11 protein-coding genes are annotated in these 20395 nt (G+C 32.1%); 4 read left to right on the top strand and 7 right to left on the bottom strand.

Features of this window, described 5'->3' with window-relative positions; all coding sequences use genetic code 11:
* Positions 1-177: 177 nt before the first annotated feature.
* Positions 178-2055: a peptidase M61 gene (locus F0000_RS19950; RefSeq protein ID WP_149626488.1), complete on the bottom strand. Its 1878-nt coding sequence runs from the start codon at positions 2053-2055 to the stop codon at positions 178-180.
* Between the two features lie 506 nt (positions 2056-2561).
* Here F0000_RS19950 and F0000_RS19945 point away from each other — a divergent pair.
* Positions 2562-5003: a S9 family peptidase gene (locus F0000_RS19945; protein ID WP_149626487.1), complete on the top strand. Its 2442-nt coding sequence runs from the start codon at positions 2562-2564 to the stop codon at positions 5001-5003.
* Between the two features lie 69 nt (positions 5004-5072).
* Here the strand turns inward: F0000_RS19945 and F0000_RS19940 are convergent, their stop codons facing one another.
* Both F0000_RS19940 and ychF read right to left on the bottom strand, forming a co-directional pair.
* Positions 5073-7259 carry an ATP-binding protein gene (locus tag F0000_RS19940; protein ID WP_149626486.1) on the bottom strand — a complete coding sequence of 729 codons (2187 nt, stop codon included), beginning with the start codon at positions 7257-7259 and terminating at the stop codon, positions 5073-5075.
* Between the two features lie 785 nt (positions 7260-8044).
* On the bottom strand, positions 8045-9139 hold the full coding sequence (gene ychF / locus F0000_RS19935; RefSeq protein WP_149626485.1) for a redox-regulated ATPase YchF: 1095 nt from the start codon (positions 9137-9139) through the stop codon (positions 8045-8047).
* 233 nt (positions 9140-9372) lie between these two features.
* Between ychF and F0000_RS19930 the strand changes: the two genes are divergently transcribed.
* From F0000_RS19930 to F0000_RS19920, 3 genes are all read left to right on the top strand, one after another.
* Positions 9373-9921, top strand: a complete 549-nt coding sequence (locus tag F0000_RS19930; RefSeq protein ID WP_149626484.1) for a hypothetical protein — start codon at positions 9373-9375, stop codon at positions 9919-9921.
* A 360-nt stretch (positions 9922-10281) separates the two neighbouring features.
* Positions 10282-12912, top strand: a complete 2631-nt coding sequence (locus F0000_RS19925; RefSeq protein ID WP_149626483.1) for a TonB-dependent receptor — start codon at positions 10282-10284, stop codon at positions 12910-12912.
* Positions 12913-13543: 631 nt separating this feature from the next.
* Positions 13544-14215, top strand: coding sequence for a hypothetical protein (locus tag F0000_RS19920; RefSeq protein WP_149626482.1), 672 nt, complete (start codon positions 13544-13546; stop codon positions 14213-14215).
* 417 nt (positions 14216-14632) lie between these two features.
* On the opposite strand, the gene F0000_RS19915 is transcribed toward F0000_RS19920, so the two are convergent.
* The 4 genes from F0000_RS19915 to F0000_RS19900 form a co-directional block, all read right to left on the bottom strand.
* Positions 14633-15601 (bottom strand): T9SS type A sorting domain-containing protein, encoded by a 969-nt coding sequence (locus tag F0000_RS19915; protein WP_149626481.1) that lies wholly within the window; start codon positions 15599-15601, stop codon positions 14633-14635.
* A gap of 743 nt (positions 15602-16344) precedes the next feature.
* On the bottom strand, positions 16345-17889 hold the full coding sequence (locus F0000_RS19910; protein ID WP_149626480.1) for a hypothetical protein: 1545 nt from the start codon (positions 17887-17889) through the stop codon (positions 16345-16347).
* Between the two features lie 64 nt (positions 17890-17953).
* Entirely contained in the window at positions 17954-18883 is a 930-nt protein-coding gene (locus F0000_RS19905; protein ID WP_149626479.1) for a hypothetical protein, read from the bottom strand.
* 9 nt (positions 18884-18892) lie between these two features.
* Positions 18893-20383 (bottom strand): RagB/SusD family nutrient uptake outer membrane protein, encoded by a 1491-nt coding sequence (locus F0000_RS19900; RefSeq protein ID WP_149626478.1) that lies wholly within the window; start codon positions 20381-20383, stop codon positions 18893-18895.
* Between the last annotated feature and the right edge of the window lie 12 nt (positions 20384-20395).

Raw genomic sequence — 20395 nt, 5'->3', positions numbered from 1 at the left:
TCTTGCCGCTCATAAATTGTTCAAGAGCTTTCTTCTCTAGTTCTTGTTGTTCTGTATTTGTCATCTTATCTGAATAATGTGTAAATTAAAAATTTAGTATTCAGACAAGGTTATATTTACACTCTCGATCTATATAATAAGAATACACAGACCTCTTTAAATATTTATCATTAATTTTTATCCTTTTAACCAGGCACTTTTTAATTTCGTTTGTTTTTCAGAAATATTATCCAATGCTGTTAACTTTTCTCCGTTAGTATATGATTTCACAAGTTTCGTTTTTATAACGACCTCTTCTCCTCCTCTATCTAATTTCACTTCAAGATCATCACCTTCTTTCCATTGAAAAGTTCCTTGTAAGACCTGATTAGCATTCAATAGTGTCACTGCGGTTCCATTAACTTCTTTAATAACATCATTAGCTTGTACACCACTATCTGCCCAAAAACTATTATCTTTAACTAATTCATTAAAAAAAATAGCTCCTTTTTCCTGATCCCCTGCCAGAATAAGAGCTCCTGCATTTTGGATATAGTTGGTTTCAATTTTTTCCATTTTTATTGCAAGACCAACCTTTTCAAAAAACTCATTATAATTAATTGGTGTATTTCCTACTACGTGTGTATTTAAAAACTTTCCTATAGAAGGATATGTCATTTCTATAATTTCTTCTATTATTTTATCATCTTCAAAAGGTTTACTTTTTCCATACTTCAAAGACAATTCTTTCATAAATGATAATATACCTCTATTGCCTTCGCTCTCTTCTCTAAGTAAAATATCGAGACACATACCAATTAAAGCTCCTTTTTCATATACGTTTGCATAATTTTTAGCATAAGGCTCTTCGAGTATATTTTCACTCATCTTAGTAAAACTCATACGATCATCATATCCGCCAGAGGATTGAATTTTAGCCATTATTTTTGTATAGAACTCATCTTCTGTAATCAAATCCTGATCTATCTGAAAAATATTAGCAAAATACTCTGTCACTCCTTCATACATCCATAAGTGTTTAGAAAAGGTAGGATTGTTATAATCAAAATAATGCACATCTTCTGAGTGTACACTTAATGGAGTAACAATATGAAAAAACTCATGAGACACAACATCAATCATTGCAGATGCTAATGTCTCTGTTGGTAATGCTTCTGGTAATACTACTACCGTTGAAGTATGATGTTCTAAAGCACCAAAACCTTGAGGAGCTGTCGGTGACTGCGGAGCCAAATATAAATAAATATCATATCTGGGTGTACTATTAATATCTCCCAGGTATGTTTTTTGTGCCTTCATCATCTTAAAAACAGTTTCTTTGATACTTGCTGCGGTATATGTTTTATTGGGAGAATAAACACTTAATACAATTTTAATATCACCTACCTTAAACTCCTCTACATCCAAGTCTCCATACATCATCGGATTATCCGTAATATCAAAATATCTTGCAGCAAAATACTTATCCGTTGTTATAGAACCGTCTTCGTTTTTCTCCATATCAATTTTCTGCAAAGCCGAGGTTCTCTTCATCGAAGTAGGTGCTTTTACCTCCAGAGCATATTGATTATTTTTTAAAACATCAAAATAACCGATAAACCCATGTAAATTTAATACATAGTTATCATCTTCTATATTTGTCCCCGAAGGTGAAAAAGGAATACCCTTTTCTGTATTTTCTATATCATACGTATCATTAACCTGATATGAGATCTTGTCTAATTGTTTTGCATTTATTATTTGCCATGTATTTGCATCTAGTTTCACTATTGGTAATTCTGCTCCTGCATAATCTATAGCTCTGAAATTATCAACAAATTTTCCAAAATCACTAACAGCATATGTTCCCTGCACCACTTTAGGAAGATAATATTTTATAGTATCCTGTAGAAAACGACCTGGATTAATAACCACCGGTACTTTATCTCCTTTTGTTTTGGTTAGATCTACCTGAGTAGCAATTGGTACTTTTGTAGCACTATTTTTAGATTGATTTGTTGATCCACATCCAATTAGTAATAATCCAATGGATACTAGGGTTAATGCATTCTTCATTTATAAAACTATTTAGTAAGCTAGACGTAAAAATTTAAAACATGTTACAGCTTTTGTGGTGCAAAATATATAATTTGCAAAGACTTTAACCTATTTTTGAATTTTATTTATAATAATCCGTTGTTTTGGGCACCATAATTGATAATGAACATCTATCTTTATTCTAAGTGAAATATCAAATTCCCTTATCTTACAAACAGCTCTTATGTAATCGTTTAGACTTTTATGACTAACCAAATTATTATTTTATACTTCATCGTAACCAAAAGAAATTAAGAAACGTATCAAAACTGAGTGTAAAAGGATATTTTAAAGAAAACTACCTCGGGGCAAGGATACGAGTCATTTATTGAAAAAAAATTCGATTTCGAGGCAAGCCTCAAAACATTTAAATCTCGATTATCAAGTAAAAACAATACTGATTTAATTACATTTCGTGTGACTATTTTTAATATCTTGTAATACTATACATCAATCTCTTAAAACTCTAAAATTAACCACACGACATGAAATTCATCAAATCATTTTTTATAATATTTTTCATATTCAATATATCTACTGCTCAAGATAATATCAAGTATCAAAAACCATCTAGAGAAATTTTGGATCTTGTAGATGTTCCTATGGCTCCAGCAATTAGGATTGATAAAAAAGGAGAAAATATACTATTATTATACAGAGATAGTTTCAAAACTATTGCGGAGCTCTCTGAACAAGAAATGCGACTGGCTGGGCTGAGAATTAATCCTAAAACAAATATCTCAAGCAGAACCAGATATTATAAAAATATTAAACTAAAGAAAACTTCTGAAAAAGAAGCAAAACAAATTGAAGGACTCCCTGAAAATCCTAGAATTACATATATCACCTGGTCTCCGGATCAAAGTAAAATAGCTTTTACCAACACCACAATAAAAGGAGTAGAACTATGGGTTTTGGATATTAAAACCAAAAAAACTACTAAAATTTCGAATCCTACGCTAAATGCTAATATTGGAAGCCCTTTTAAATGGTTTAAAGATAATTCAGCTCTTTTAGTAAAATTCTTGCCTAAAGAAAGAAAAAAAATAATCAGTACCGAGAAAATAGTGCCAGAAGGCCCGATCATTTCTGTAAGTGATGGTACAAAAGCTCAAAACAGAACATATCAGGATTTATTAAAAAATCAAAATGATGTGCATAATTTTGAAATACTAGCCACCTCAGAGATATACAAAGTAACTTTAGATGGTTCAAAAAAGATATGGGCCGATGCCAGTATGTATACTACTACTACATTTTCTCCGAATGGAGCCTATGTTATGGTCACAGAAATTAAAAAGCCATTCTCATATTTGGTGCCTTATCGTCGTTTCCCGCAAGAAACTAAATTATTTAAAAGTTCCGGAGCTTTTTTTAAAACGGTCAATAAAGTCCCTCTTACTGAAGTCTTACCAAAAGGGTTTATGTCCACAAGAACAGGGAAAAGGTTCTTGAACTGGAGAGCGAATCAACCAGCCACTCTTGTCTGGGCAGAAGCTTTGGATAATGGTGATCCCAATCTTAAAGTTGAGTATAGAGATGAGCTTTTCACACTAGAAGCTCCTTTTAATAATAAACCTACTAGTATCTTAAAAACTATTAATAGATTCCATACTATTCATTGGACAAATAATGATATCGCTATAGCATATGATTATTGGTGGAATTCCCGGAATACCAAAACCTATGTTTTTAATACATCCGGACTCGAGCAAAAACCAAACATTATTCATGACAGAAATTATCAGGATACATATAGTGACCCAGGTGATTTTGTAAGAACCGTAAATGAATATGGCAATTATGTGGTCTATATGGATAATGAAAATCTATATTTAACTGGTGATGGGTATACCAAAGACGGACAATTTCCTTTTATTGATAAGCTATCCTTAAAAAATAACAAGACAAGCCGAATTTACCAATCAACCTATAATGATAAGGTAGAAGATATATATAATGCTATCAATATTAAAAAAGGAGAATTTCTCGTTAGAATAGAATCTCCCAGTGAATATCCTAATTATTATATTAGAAATATCAATAAGGCTAATGATCTAAAACAAATAACAAACTTCAAGAATCCTTTCTCCACCATACAGAATGTTCATAAAGAAGTCATCAAATATAAGAGAGATGATGGGCTTGACTTATCTGGAACCTTATACCTTCCTGTAGACTACGATATTACTAAAAAAGAAAAAATGCCAATGATATTATGGGCATACCCTAAAGAATTTAAAGATAAAAATAGTGCTTCGCAAACCACCTCTAATCCAAATGCTTTTACGTATCCATTTTGGGGGTCAATGTTATATTGGATTACAAAAGGATATGTTATACTTGACAATGCCTCTTTTCCAATTGTTGGAGAAGGTAATGATGAGCCAAATGATTCTTTTAGAAAACAATTGGTTGCCAATGGAAAAGCTGCTATAGATGCCGTAGATGCTTTGGGATATATTGATAGAAATCGAGTAGCTGTTGGCGGTCATTCATATGGCGCTTTTATGACAGCAAATCTATTATCTCATTCTAATTTATTTGCTGCTGGTATTGCCAGAAGTGGTGCATATAACAGAACACTTACACCTTTTGGTTTTCAAAGTGAAGAACGCAACTACTGGGATGCTCCAGAGATATATAATACAATGTCTCCTTTTATGCATGCAGATAAAATGAAAACCCCTCTTCTTCTTATTCACGGAGAGGCAGATAATAATTCTGGTACGTATCCATTACAAAGTGAGCGATATTTTAATGCTTTGAAAGGGCTTGGAGCTACTACCCGATTGATAATGCTCCCTAAAGAAAGTCATGGATATCGTGCCAAAGAGTCTATTCTTCATTTGCTATGGGAACAAGATCAATGGTTAGAAAAACATGTCAAAAACCGAAAAAAACCTATTCCAGAGGGAACAAATTAAATTATAAAAAGTAAGATCCCTTATATCCCAGATTATATCATATAAGTCTTTCTAATGAGTACTATAAGATTACAAGAGATTTCTGCTTATAATATCTCTTAAATCACCTTTATTAAGAGGTTTATTGATGACATCATTCATTCCTATAGCAATGCATTCTTCTTCTACTTCTCCTAGTTCAGCTGCTGTTAATGCGATAATCGGTGTGGTCTTATCGAATTCTCGAATTCTTTTTGTAGCCTCATTTCCATTTAAATATGGCATATTAAGATCCATTAAAACAAGATCAAAATCTTCTTTTTTTATCATCTGTATTGCATTGAATCCATTCTCTACAATGATACAATCATATCCTATCAGATTTAGTAAGTTTTTTGTCACAATCTGATTAATCTTATTATCTTCTGCTACCAGAATTCTTCTATAAACCGTTGTTGCTCCATTGTTTCTTTTAGCACCAGCAAGTTTATGTTCTTCTTTTAAAATTTCTAACTCTAAATCAAAATAAAATTTAGTTCCTCTACCTTCATTACTTTCTAAGTAGATTTTACTCCCCATCATCGTCAAAAGGTTTTTTACAATAGAAAGCCCTAAACCTGTACCTTCTAATTTATTCGATTCACGATCTACCTGAGAAAATTTCTCGAATACAAAATCCTTTTTATCTTCGGGAATCCCAACTCCATTATCTTCGATCTCATACCTGATTTTAATTGTATTTTTTTCTAATGCCAAAATTTTAATCCGTAACCATATCTTACCATTTTCGGTAAACTTAGATGCATTACCAATAAGGTTTATTAATATTTCTGACAATTTAAGCGAATCCACATTTAGCGAGGTAGGGAGTTTATTATCGACGTCAAGAATGAGTACATTATCTTTACTTTTTGCCTGATACTCAAAAGAGTTTAATAAATTTTGTGATAATTTAAAAAGGTTCGTAGGTGTTTTTGCCAACCGTACTTTTTTTGATTCAATTTTACTTATTTGTAGTACATTATTAATTAGGTTCAAAAGATAATCTCCAGAAAACTTTAAAGAGTCTAATAATTTTTTATGTTTCTCTAATATATCTTTATCTTCCAGAAGTAATGAGGTAATACCAACTACTCCATACAAAGGTGTTCTTAATTCATGGCTGACCGTAGATATAAATTGTGATTTTGCTTGTGTAAGCTTCTCCGCTTCTGATTTTGCTTCTGATAATTGCAGGTTTTTATCCTTCAGCACATTATTAAGTCTTTTCTTAGACCTATATCCTATAAAAAAGAAAAAAGCTGCTCCTAATAAAAATATCAAGGCTATAATAGATATCAGGTTTATAATTCTATTGTTTTTAGCAATACTTATTTGGTAATCTTTCTCTCGGTTTGCTAGTTCAATTTCTCGCTTGTATTCATCTACATTAAAACTTATACTTGCTACTTCTATTTGTTTCAGTCGCTCTTTATCATAAAGTTTGTCTTTATATTCATTATACAACTTCATATCCTGATAAGCAGCAGGTAAATCACCTAATTTTTCGTGCAACTCTGCGCTGGCTTTATATAGATAAGAAAGCTCCAACAGCATATCATGTTTTTTGGAGAGTTCGATAGACTCCTTAAAATATGCTTCGGCCTGATCAAAATCTTTTTTGCCAAAAGCATATCTTCCTTTTAGATAGCGTACTTCACAAAATCCTTGTATATCGTTGCTTTCTGTCACCAATCTTTCTGCTTCTACCAAATAAGGGTATGCTTTATCATATTCTTCAATATCTATATACACCCAGGCAAGGTTAATTACAGGAGTCATATACTCCATTGGATTATGAAGCTTTTTTCCTAAGTTAGTAGCTCTATGGTAAAAATCTAAAGAAGATTCTAGATCCTTATATCCCTCAGAAAACACATTGCCTAATCCATTATAATTCCATAAAACAAGTAGAGAATCGCTTGATTTTTCTGCATATTCTAATGATTTTCTAAAATATTGTTCTGCATTTTTGTAATCAACTAATGTATTATAATTATATGCCATCAGGTAATAGGCTTCGGCTTTATAATGATCATTATCTAATTGATAAGCGTAATTAACTGCTTTTATAGCATACTCCAGAGATTCTTTTATTTTATATTTATAAGTTAAATTATTAGAGATATCAAGCAATGATTGTAAGCTATCATTTTTAGAAAATCCGGAATTTTCCTGACTATTTCCTAAAAAAACAATACCTACAATAAAAAATATAAATAGAATTATTCGTTTCAAGATGACTGGTTTTAACCTTCTGGAATGATTTCATACCATTTGTCAAACGAAATTACCTACTAAAATCATTTCTTTTTTTTCACTCTTCAAAATAAAATTCATTGATAGTGCTACGATCTATGAATTTTATTTCTCGTCTGAATTAAAAAATAATTTGATTCAGTTTACGATTATTTCGTCTAAGAACTGGCATCAATTATTAATATTATGAGTAAATGTAATTATTAAATTACTAAAAAATGCAAACAAACAACAAATAGTTAATGATCCATATATGATAGAAACGAGATATTGAACCCCTGTGTTTCCTGATAAATCAGAATTTAAGTCTTCAAAAACAGCGTACTAAGTCGCATGCCAGGAGATAATATACTACCTAAAAATTCGCAATTATTACTAGTAAAAAAAGGGAATAATACGTCCGATTATAAACTTATCCCGAGTATTCAATCAAAATCAACATAGCTAATCTTTATGCCTATTCTAATTTTTTTAGCTTCGCTGTGGTTTGAAAAGACCTTAATATCGAAATGCAGTATATAAATTTTGTCGACAATAGTATAACCAGTAACCACTTTTTCTTTAAAGATATATTTTTATTGTAAGAAAACCTGCGTTGAAAAACTTTCATTGACGTATCCTGTCCAGTTGTCAAATTTAGAACGTCAGTTTTTAGGTATAATTGCTGCGTAGCGCAAAACCTGATCTCCCTTTTAATGAACTCCTCTTGCCCCAAATAAACCTCTAGATTATATCGCTCTGTAAGAAATTATTTTTAGCCATGCTTATACATTAAATAAAAAGTGCATAACATCACCATCATTTACCACATATCCTTTACCCTCTATCCCTAATTTACCAGCCTCTTTAACCTTATTTTCACTTCCATAAGAAACATAATCATCATACTTAATGACCTCTGCCCTAATGAATCCTTTTTCAAAATCTGTATGAATAACACCGGCAGCTTGCGGCGCAGTAGCTCCTATTGGAATTGTCCAGGCTCTTACTTCTTTTACTCCAGCTGTAAAATATGTTTGTTGATTTAATAGCTTATATGCTGCACGAATTAATACGGATGCTCCGGGTTCTTCTAGTCCCATATCCTGAAGAAACAGTTGTCTTTCTTCATAATCTTCTAGCTCTGTAATATCCGCCTCGGTTCCTACAGCAAGAATAATCACCTCTGCATTTTCTGTTGCAACAGCTGCCTTTACTCTTTTTACATGGTCATTACCATCTACAGCAGCACTTTCGTCTACATTACAAACATATAGTACTGGTTTGTCAGTAATAAACTGTAGCGGATGTACATAAGCAAGATGATCCTCCTCTGATACTTCTATAGCTCGTATTGAAATGCCAGCGTCTAAACCTTCTTTTAATTTTAATAATACAGCTTCTTCTTTCTGAGCCTCTTTATTTCCTGTTTTGGCAGCTCGTTTTATTTTATCCAGCTTCTTCTCCAGCGTTTCTAAATCCTTTAGCTGTAATTCTATATCTATCGTTTCTTTATCTCTAATAGGATCAATGGAACCATCCACATGCACAATGTTATCATTGTCAAAACAGCGTAACACATGAATAATCGCGTCTGTTTCTCTAATATTCCCGAGGAACTGATTTCCTAAACCTTCTCCTTTGCTCGCTCCCTTAACCAGTCCTGCAATATCAACTATTTCTACAGTTGCTGGCAATACACGTTCCGGATTTACCAATTCTTCTAATTTCTCCAATCTGGGATCTGGAACATTTACCACTCCTATATTAGGCTCTATTGTACAAAAAGGAAAGTTTGCACTTTGCGCTTTTGCATTAGATAAACAATTAAAAAGAGTAGATTTTCCTACATTTGGTAACCCAACGATTCCTGCTTTCATAATATTTACTATAATACTCGGATAAAAAATCTCTATCCAAATTTTTAAGAGTGCAAAGATAATAGTATTACCCCTTAGTAAACAAATACAATCCTATAGATTAAAACAAAAAAGAACAGAGGAAATTTCATTTCTAAAAATAATAAACGATAATCGATACCCCATATTTTAAGTCCAAAAAATTAATTTATGTTTTTTTTGTAATTTTAGCCAATCAAATAAACAACTAACCTATGAAGATCTTTAAAACAATTGTATTCGCCATTTTGCTAGCATGTACTTGTATCACCTACGGTCAATCAGAAAAAGAGACTGTAGAAAAGAAGGAAGCCGAAGAGATAAAGCCCAAAGAAAATTCTTCTCAGGAGACAGTCACCAAAATCATTAAAATTAAAGGAGCTAATGGAGAAGAAAAAGTGATTAAAGAAGAGCAAATCATTACCAAAAAAAGTAAGTTACAACTGGATCCTGAAGATGAAGATAAAACAAATCAAACAGCTGTTTATACAACAGAAGAAATATCTATTAAAAATTCGGATTCTTCGTCAGACGAAAGAAAATATACAATGATACCGGATGGAACAGGATATATCATGACTTTTAATGATGAAAATGGACAAAAAATATCAAAAGCAAGATTAGTAAGTAATGGGTATTATCTGGTGAATAACGGAAATAAAGACAATTGCTTAGGGCATTTTGATGAAAATAAAAATTTCATTTTAGAAATGTTTGATTCTAAAACAGATTCTATAATTAAAATAACATACTCTGAAAATTAAATTACTATAAGATAGAAGGTAGCAGAAATTGAGATATCAAAAAAAGACAACCCTTTTTTTGACATATACTATTTTTTTGTTCAAGATATTTTTTGAACAAGACCTAAGAAAATTTTCTTATAAGCTATCAAAAATATCAAAAAAGAATTCATCATAAATTGACCATCTCACATTTTTATCAGAATATCTGCAAATATCTGACTACAAGATGATTTCTTGAATGAAAAGTATTATTTTTTGTTTAAAAATTGTTTAAATAGATAAAAATATACTCAATCAAAATACTAAACTTACAATACACATTATCAACACTTTCCTTTATTTGATAATGAAATATATTTAAAAATTAACATTACATAAATGAAAAAACTTACACTTATTTTATTCGGCTTATTAACTACCATATGTTTTGGTCAACAAACAGTGACAGGAACGGTTACTGATACCTCTGGAGTACCAATCCCATATGTTAACGTTTCTGAAAAAGGTTCTTCTAATGGCACTACTACAGATGGTGATGGTAATTATAGCATCAGTGTAAATAAAAATGCTACTTTACTATTCAGTTATGTCGGTTTTCAAACTCAAGAAGTCAATGTAGAAACACAAGGCAAAATTGACGTTGTTCTTCTGGAAGGAGAAGCATTAAGTACCATAATTGTTGTAGGTTCCAGAAGCCCAAAACGTACAGCTACAGATACCCCTGTAGCAATCGATATTATAGATATGCAGGATGTTATAACTAAAAGTGGTAAAATAGAAATTAATGAACTATTACAATATTCTGCTCCCTCATTCAATGCCAACAAGCAATCAGGTTCTGATGGTGCAGATCATATAGACCCCGCTTCTTTAAGAGGTTTGGGACCAGATCAAACATTAGTATTAATAAATGGTAAGCGAAGGCATGCATCTTCTCTAGTCAATATCTTTGGCACCAGAGGTAGAGGTAATTCTGGTACAGATCTAAACGCTATTCCTGCTTCTTCTATTAAAAGGATCGAAATTCTTAGAGATGGTGCAGCTGCACAATATGGATCTGATGCGATTGCAGGAGTAATTAATATTGTATTAAAAGACAATGTTGATAAACTTAGCGGTAGTATTAGTTATGGTACATACAATACGAATGCAAAAGGTGATTTCCCTGTCGGAACCCCAAATACTGATGGAAACCGATTAGACACAGAAAATGATGGAAACAGGCTTGCTGATGATCAAAATTTTGATGGAGGTTCTGTAAAAGTTACTGCTAATTATGGAGTACAGATTGGCGATAAAGGATATGCTAATTTTACTACTGAATATCTTAGTAAAAACAAAACACTGCGTCCTGGATTTGATTTTAGAAGAGGATTTGGAGAAGCTGCAATAGATGGTTTTAGTTTCTTTACAAATGCAGCGATTCCAGTAACAGACAAAACAGAATTTTATGTATTTGGTGGCAGAAATTATCGTGATACAGATGCTTTTGCATTTACCCGTAATGGTGGGGAACGTGTGGTTGTCTCCATATTTCCAAATGGTTTTACACCAAGAATCACATCCAATATTATTGACAATTCTGTATCTGTAGGCGTTAGAACTGAAACTGCAAGTGGTTGGAAAGTAGACATCAATAACACCTGGGGTAAGAACAATTTTCACTACTTTATAGAGGGAACTCTAAATGCTTCTTTACAAGAATCATCTCCAACAGAGTTTGATGCTGGTGGACATAGCCTAAGCCAAAATACAACAAGTCTGGATTTTTCTAAATATTATCCTGATGTAGCAAATGGATTGAATATTGCCATGGGTACGGAGTACAGAACAGAGAATTTTATCATATTTGCCGGAGAAGAAGGTTCTTATGCCACTTATGATATTAATGGACTGGCAATTACAGATCCAGCCAATCAAACACAACCGACTTTTACAGATCCCGATACGGGTGAAATATCTCTAAGACCCGGAGGTTCCCAAGGTTTTCCTGGATATAGCCCTGCTAACGAGGTAGATCGTTCTCGTTCTAATCTTTCATTATATGCCGATGCAGAAATAGATATTACTGATGCATTCTTATTAGCTGGAGCTGCTAGATTCGAAAATTATAGTGATTTTGGCAGTACCGTAAACGGTAAATTAGCGCTTAGAATAAAAGCAGCAGAAACAGTTAATATTCGTGGATCAGTAAGTAGTGGTTTTAGAGCCCCATCTTTGGCTCAAATATATTATAATCTACGATTCACAGATTTTCAGGGAGGTGTTGCAACCGAGACACTGCTATCTGCGAATAATAGCCAGGTAACTTCCTCTTTTGGTATTGAAAGTCTTAAAGAAGAAACCGCGATTAATGCCGCTGTTGGAGCAACGGCGAGTATTGGAAATTTCACACTAACTCTTGATGGCTATTATATTGATATCAAAGACAGAATCGTTTTGACAGGTACATTTGCTGCTCCTCAGATACCTAATGTAGCAGAAGCACAATTTTTTGCTAATGGAGTGGATACAGAAACTATAGGAATGGATCTGGTACTTTCCTGGAAAGGAAACTATAGCTTTGGTAACTTATCAACTATTATTGCAGGAAATGTAAATAATATGTATATAACTGATGTCAATACAGATCTTGATCCCGACATATTTTTTGGAGGAAGAGAACAAGCTTTCTTACTAGCCTCAGCACCAAGAAGTAAGTTTGCACTAAATGTAAACTACAGTACTCAAAAATTTAATGCAGGATTAGGAGTAACTCGATTTAGCGATATTACATTGATTGATTTTACGGATACAGCAGATGAATATAGTGCCAAATTTACTGCTGATCTAAATGTAGGATATAAAATAACCGAAAATCTTAAGTTTACCATAGGTGGTAATAACATATTTAATGAGTATCCTGATCAACAAAATGATGGAGAAACAGAAGCTGGTGGATACTGGGATTCTGTACAAATGGGATTTAGCGGTGCATATTACTATGCTAGATTAGATTTTAATTTTTAATAGTATTTGAACTCATCTTGAGTAATGTTTCAACCTACAAAATTTACGTTTTGCACTCTAATTTTGTTTTTTTTAACCGTATGGCTATGCTAAAAAAAACTTATTTCATTATAGTACAAAAGCCAAGCTTTTCGGTTGAAAACCACTACGCAAGATGAGTTCTTTATTATCATATACGTATTCATATAAGACCCCATAAGAAATTGTTATTTCTTATGGGGTTTTTAGTAGTCCACAAATTATGTTTTAAAAATACTCCAGTGAAAAGCGACAATTTCCTGCCTGAACAAAAAGAGAGTTAAGAAATAGCTGCGACTTCTTTTTATTTTGAAGAATTCACGAAAAAACTAAATTTTATTAGATAATTTTATAGTCGAAAGGGTATTAGGATTCAAAATATAAATTTGTTGGTAAAAGCATCGACTCAATATGAAATCATACTTGCTTATACAACTATCAAATCATTTTCTTGTATGTATTACCCGCAAATCAACAACCTTATTTTTAGACTGAAAAATTATGTTAAAATAATAAATTTTTAAATTCATAAATAAGAAAAAAAAGAAAGGTTTATTACCTTTTCATTACATTTGCGGAGTTTAATTTTCAAGTCCCCTTAACACCTAAAACCGTGAAAAAAACAATACTATTCTCTTTATTAATATCAACCCCAATTGTATTTGCTCAACTTCCTGAATCATTAATTACTCCAATAGAAAAAATCAAAAAATTTGAGGGTTATGATGGTTATATTTATAAAAATATGAGCTATAAAGATTCAAAAGTTATTAATGAAAAAATCGGAACCTTTTCGTCTAAATTAAAATATAATATCTATACAGATGCTATAGAATTGAGTATAGACTCTCAATTATATGAATTGAAAAAAACTCCCGAAACACATGTAGTCATAAAGAATGATTATTATTACTATTGCAACTTTAAAGATCAATTAGACAGAATAAAAAGTGGGTATTATGTATTAGTCGAATTAACTAATAATTATAGAATATATAAGAAATATACACTTAAAATAGATGACCCTGAAAAATCTAAAATCATCAAGAATTCTTCTTCTAATGCAGGTACTATTAAATTAATTAAAACCTATTACCTGGAAAAAAATGGCATCATCAATATATTACCAACTGATAAAAAAACCATACTAATTACTTTTAGTGATAAAAAAAAGGAATTGGAAAAGTATATGAAAAAAGAAAAAATTCGTCTAAAAAAAGAAGAAGATTTAATGAAGCTGGTAGCAAAGTATAATGCACTAAAGAACATGGAATCTCGCTTTTAATATAGGAAAACTGTGTAGAGAATAGTTTTTCTTAGTACACCAAGCTTACTTTGTATTAATGCAATATATTATTTGTTTGATTTTATTAGATTAGCTTGTCATTAATTGATCATACGTTTTAATCTACTTCTGATAACGCAAATCCTAATTGTGAATCAGCTTGTAAGAAGAACAACGTATTGTTCATCATAAAAAAATAGAAGTTCGGTATAGCCTGCGCTATGGCTCACGCTTATTTTAAGCAAAAGCCCTTAATTACTAACAAATTATTCAGGAGACAAAAGATCAATAGCATAAGGAAAACACATAAAATTTATAAAAACAATAACCTTATTTGCTAATGCAAATAAGGTTTATTGCTGCGTTTCAATTAAATTTAGTTTGATTATAATTAATCGAGTACTATGGGGAATGGGGTTAAATTTTTGTGATTTTTTTTGTCGTAATAGTTCCTTTTATATCTTCTACAGAAACAAAATAGAATCCTGAAGAAACATCGGTAAGATCTAGTTTTGGGGTAACAGATGTTTTTATAACTTGTCCATTGATGTTGGTCAATATTAATTTTTTAATTAACTCTGATTTATCGCTTTTTATACTAACAAAATCTGATGTTGGGTTTGGATAAATCATCAATGTATTAGAAAATGAAGAATAATTATCCTCAATCGACAGTAGCATCATATCCACATCAATATCTGCATACGCGTTACCATCGCCATCTGGTAATGCCTGTATTTTTGCTACATAGTTTCCTCCATCCTCAATGGTTACTGATCCATGTGTTCCGGTATATTCAAATGTATTAACACCAGCAGGAACGGTAGTTATATATACGTCTCCACTACCATTATCAGGTTCTACTATAAAAATATTATGTCCTTGTGTCGCATTCTGATCTGCATCCCAACTTAATGTAAAACTTGCAGGTGTAGCATTAGAAATCGATAATCCCATTGGTGCTGATGGATCTACAATCGCTCCACCGCCTATAGTAACAGAAGTATCTGCAAATGCATTTCCATTAGCATCTGGTAATGCTTGAATTTTTGCTATATACGTTCCTCCTTCTCTAATGGTTATCGATTGATATGTTCCTGCATATTCATAATTGGTAGTACCTGCAGCAACAGTAGTTATATATATATCACCACTATCAGCACTAGGCTCTACAATAAAAATATTATAGCCTAGTGTGGCATTTGCATCTGCATCCCAAGTAAGTGTAAAACCTGTTGATGTTTCATTAGAAATGGTTAATCCTGTTGGCGCAGAAGGATCTTGTGCGTATAGAGAAGTTGTCAAAAACAAATAGACAAAAATAATGACACCCGAAAAAGTAGGTCTTTCAGAAAAAAAGTGAGTTCTAGTAATTTTACAATTCATATTGATATCGCGTTTAGATTAAGTACATTGTTTGGTTAATATCTTATTAAATTACACTAAATACTACTTAATGTAAGATTATAAAAAGATTTAATTCTAACATTAACTATTAAAATTTTGATCACTAAATTCGAAGGTAAAATTAGTTATTAGACGGCTTTAGAAATGACTATATAATGTTTATAACTACCTTTATGATGAATTTTTAAACATATATTCTGAATATTTGAGTCATACATGATGGGGAATTCTACTTTGTAGCTAGCAATAAAGAACAAATTTTAATAAGTAATAGTTCAATTCTCAAATGGAATTACCTGCTAAAATCATTTCTTTTTGTTTTATACTTCAAAATAAAAAGCATCGATAGTGCTGTCATTTATGAATTTTCTTTCTCGTCTGAATTAAAAAAATAATTTGATTCAGTTTAAGTGATTTCATCCAAAAACTGCTATAATTTTAAGGTAGCATTGGTAGTATCCGTTCTTGCTAAAAAAATCCTTTTATTTTTCATTAAAAAAAAACTGCAAACAACTTTATATTTCAAAAGTCATTTACAGCTTACGTCAACATTCAATTTTGAGAGTTTTTAGGGCTAACTCTCTCTCATTAAATGTCATGTCTGAAAATTTTTAAATTTTCAGTTAAATTAAGATATCAATTTAGTATGTTGACATCCATAGTCAAGTAGGTAGTTAATCCTTCTTTATATAAGTAATAGAGTTTATGTGTTTCTAAGTTAATTAGTATTCAAAATTTGTAATTACGGTTAATGTTTTTGAGGAAACCGCGATTGATGCTCCTTTAACAAGATCTAATGTTAATCCTTCTTCTTCAGGCACTGGAAAGCCATTATCATCTATTTTTCTATCATTCTCTTTATATACAAATTTCTTAGCCCCGGAAAGACTAATATTGTTATCAAACTTAACATCAACAACATACTCATCCTCATAAATGTTATTTATTGCGATCATATACTTACCATCTTTTTCAATAGCAATAGCGTCCACTCCTATCAAACCAGGCACTTCTACTTTAAAAACTTTAGTACCTTTTTGCATATATCTGGTTAATAAAGAATATGAATAAAAATGAGGTCTTATTTCTTCTTTTTCGGGACTTCCTAAAAGCTCATCTCCTAAAATATTCCAAAATCCCCATACTTTCAGATCTTGTCCTCTTTCTGTTCCACTATGCATCGCATCATCTAAGTTCCAATTAATTGCTCCAGAATATCCGGCATTGATAATTTTCATTGTAATAGCGATCAGGTCAACACCGTGGAAATATTCGCTTACCAGCGTATTAGAATCATTTGCTATATTGACATCAGCATTAATTGCATTGAGGTTTAGATCATTTAGATTACTATCCATGTTAGAACTGCCTGTATCATATTTAAATCCAAATTCTCCAATAATAATTTGAGAACCAGCAGGTGTAGCATCTTTGTATACTTTTAATCTTTTTTCATAATTCCCATTAAACATGTCTTCTTTAGGCGGATATGTATGGATATCGTATAATGGTACTTTATCGCCTAAATTACTGGCTGTATTCGTTATCCAATCCGTAATATCATTAGAAAACGGAGCAATATCCGGACCTGCAATTTTTACCTGATTTTCAATTCCCAAAGCAACTAGTTGCTCATAAAAATATCCTGTAGCTTTCTCCCACAGCTCATAGTTACCGTTAGTTGCTGATCCTTGTAAATTAGGTTCATTAATCGTATTGTAATATTTGATACAAGTAAACCCTTTTGTATTTATCAAAAAGTCAACATATTTTGCTGCATTTTCTATTCTATTTTCAAAAATTTTATTTTGACTTGCGTCTACTTGATTATACCCCCAATCTCCTAGCATCACTGTTATTTGATGATCCTGGCAGTATTGTAATATCTTACCCAAACCTTCAAATAAGTTTTCTGGCTCATAACTATCAGGACCATCTGCTGCATATTTATCGTATGATCCCAGCACAACACGCATAAAACTTGGTTTCATATAATCAAGTCTTTTATACATCTTATTCCAGTCTTGATCAGGTATGGGTTGCCCCCAATATTTATATGCCTGAGGATATGCATCCCATTGTACACCATTACCGATATAAGACTCATTGATCACTTCATTAGTTTTCACCAAAATAGTGCCCGTATTTTGCGTCTCTGTAGGTTCCCAATTATCACTATTACAATTAGTAAAGCTTAATAGTAGTATCAAACTAAAAAAACCAATCATACTCTTTGTACTTATATTTTTAATCATTTCAATTTTCATTTTTTATCATTTTTAATCATCGTAAAATCTCACTGGTACTATCCAATACATCTCTATTTATGTCTTATCCTTTTTTAAAGTAATAAAACATTGAAATTGCGCTTTGTATATGTGATTCTGCTTCAAAATGATCAAAACTATATTCGTTAATCCAGGTATCATACGCAATACTTATACTACCATCTGCATCTACGCTTAATACACCTTCTGTTTTAGCTCCATTTTTATTTTTATCCCAAAGTGTTAAAACTCTTGTTCCTTGATTAAATTCCCAAACACCATCTCCTCGATGTATCTTTCTAAACCTTGCGGAATAATCGCGCGAAGCTCCTGTATGATCTGGGTTGAGAATAAATGAGGCGAAAGTATTATCACTACCTGCTTTATATGAAAAAGTTCCTTCGGCATTACCATCTTCATTAATAGTAGTGGTCATAAATTCTATAGTATTATCTTCTTCAAAAGCTACATTCCCAAAATCATTAGAAAATACTTCTGGTTGATATTGCTCTGGATTATATGTCATATTCTCTTCATCATATTCTCCAAAAACTCCATAACCCCACGTCTGATTTAGACCAATATGCCAATCATATAATATTTTATCTACATTCCAGGCACCATCAATTGCAGATTCATATGGTGTAATTTTGATTGTCCAATTTCTAATTTTCCCAGACTCTGAAATAACCTGATATCCTATGTTATTACTGCTAAAATCTTGTGCTTTCCCACTTTGAGGGCTTACCTGGGCATATTCAGACACATCAAAAGTTGGTACTATAGATGATAAATCAATGTTTGATACATTTAGAAAAACCTCGATAGTACCTTCATTATCACCAATAGATTTTATCATTGCAGGTCCCACCTGACCTGGCATATTAAAGCTTAAAAATTGCCTGTCATCACTAATGATGTCTTCAAACGGATCTTCCACGCAGGAATCAACAATTGACGCAATAAATAGGAGCAAAAGTATTTTTACTTTCATAACTGCTTTCTAATTTGTAGGGTTTAATTCTCTTTCTATAGCTGGTATTGGATAAAAATATGCGCTATTCACAATATTTTTTCCATAAATATCTCGTAATACACTTTCTACCTTATTCGTTCTTCGTAAATCATACAACCTATTTCCTTCAAAAGCCAGCTCAAAAGAACGTTCTTCTATAATTTTATCTCTAAATTCCCTGATAGACAAACCGTCTGATAATGCGGGTAATCCAGCTCTTTCTCTCACCTGATTAACTGCTGCATATCCTTCTGGCGTTGGTCCCTGTGCTTCAGCATATATCAATAATATATCAGTAAATCTCAATAAATAAGGATGTGTACTGGTATTATCCCCTATAAACTTAGGATCTATATACTTTCTAGAGAATGGTCTGGATTCTCCTCCCGTTGGAGTCCATATCACAGCATCATTTTCATCTAATAACTCATCTACAATAAGGGTTGTTTTTCTCAGGTCTGATGTTTCAAAAGAATTTAAGAATTGTGTTTCAGAAACATATACTCCAAAACCACCATGTGTTACTGTTCGCTCTGGGTCATTTATATAGGAAATAGAAGGTGCATTTGCAGGAATGAAAAACTTAGATAGTTTAGAAAACTCTCCTTCTACAAGCCCATTACGATCCTGAGGTATAAAGAATATATGTTCCGGACCGTTAAAACTCTCAGGCTCTGACACATCAAAAACATGTAACAAGTCAGGGTCAAAAGTATATTCTGATTGCCCATTAACTACTTCAGACGCCATATCAGAGGCAAGCGTGTAGTATGTATTTGCATCAGATACCCATTCATAACCAGGACTCCCTGTTTCTTTGGCAGATGCCATAGTAATATACACTTTGGACAACAATGCCTGAGCAGCTACTTTATCTGCTCTTCCCCCATCTCTTTGTATCGGTAATAGATCTATCGCTTTTTTTAGATCTGCAATTATAGATGTATACACTTCTTCTATAGATGCATCCGGTGTACCACGTACTTCACCTAGTTCGTCTACTGCAGATAACCTAAGTGGGAATGATCCAAAAAGACGAGCAAGCATAAAATGATGCCAAGAACGCAAAAACAAACCTTCTCCTTGATACCTTGCTCCCAGAGAAGCGTCATAATCCACATCTTCTGTAACTTCGATAACCGTATTTGCCCTGTTTAATCCTATATATGTCAATCTAAAAAATTGTTCTAAATTTTGATTTCTGTCATCAACATTCCAAATTTCAAATTGATCTATATTAAGTCCTTCCCCTTCTTTAGGAAAGGTTTCCTCAGAGGCAGCAGTTGGAATATTCATATAAGGTCTTAAATAATCCAGAAAAGTCATTGTCTGATATGAATGCAATACAGCAGAGTTTGCTTCTTCCGGAGTATTATAAAAATTAGAATCTGTTAAGAAAGTTGTAGGCTCAGGTTCCAGAGAGCAAGAACCGACACAAATTAACAATGATGCTATTAATAGTATATTTAAATTCTTCATAATGTTATTTTT

Origin of the sequence: Aquimarina sp. RZ0, from assembly GCF_008370685.1 — a bacterium.
In the GTDB taxonomy this organism is placed as follows: Bacteria; Bacteroidota; Bacteroidia; order Flavobacteriales; family Flavobacteriaceae; genus Aquimarina.
Note: the sequence above shows the minus strand (reverse complement) of the source record. Positions and strands in the feature narration are given on the sequence as shown.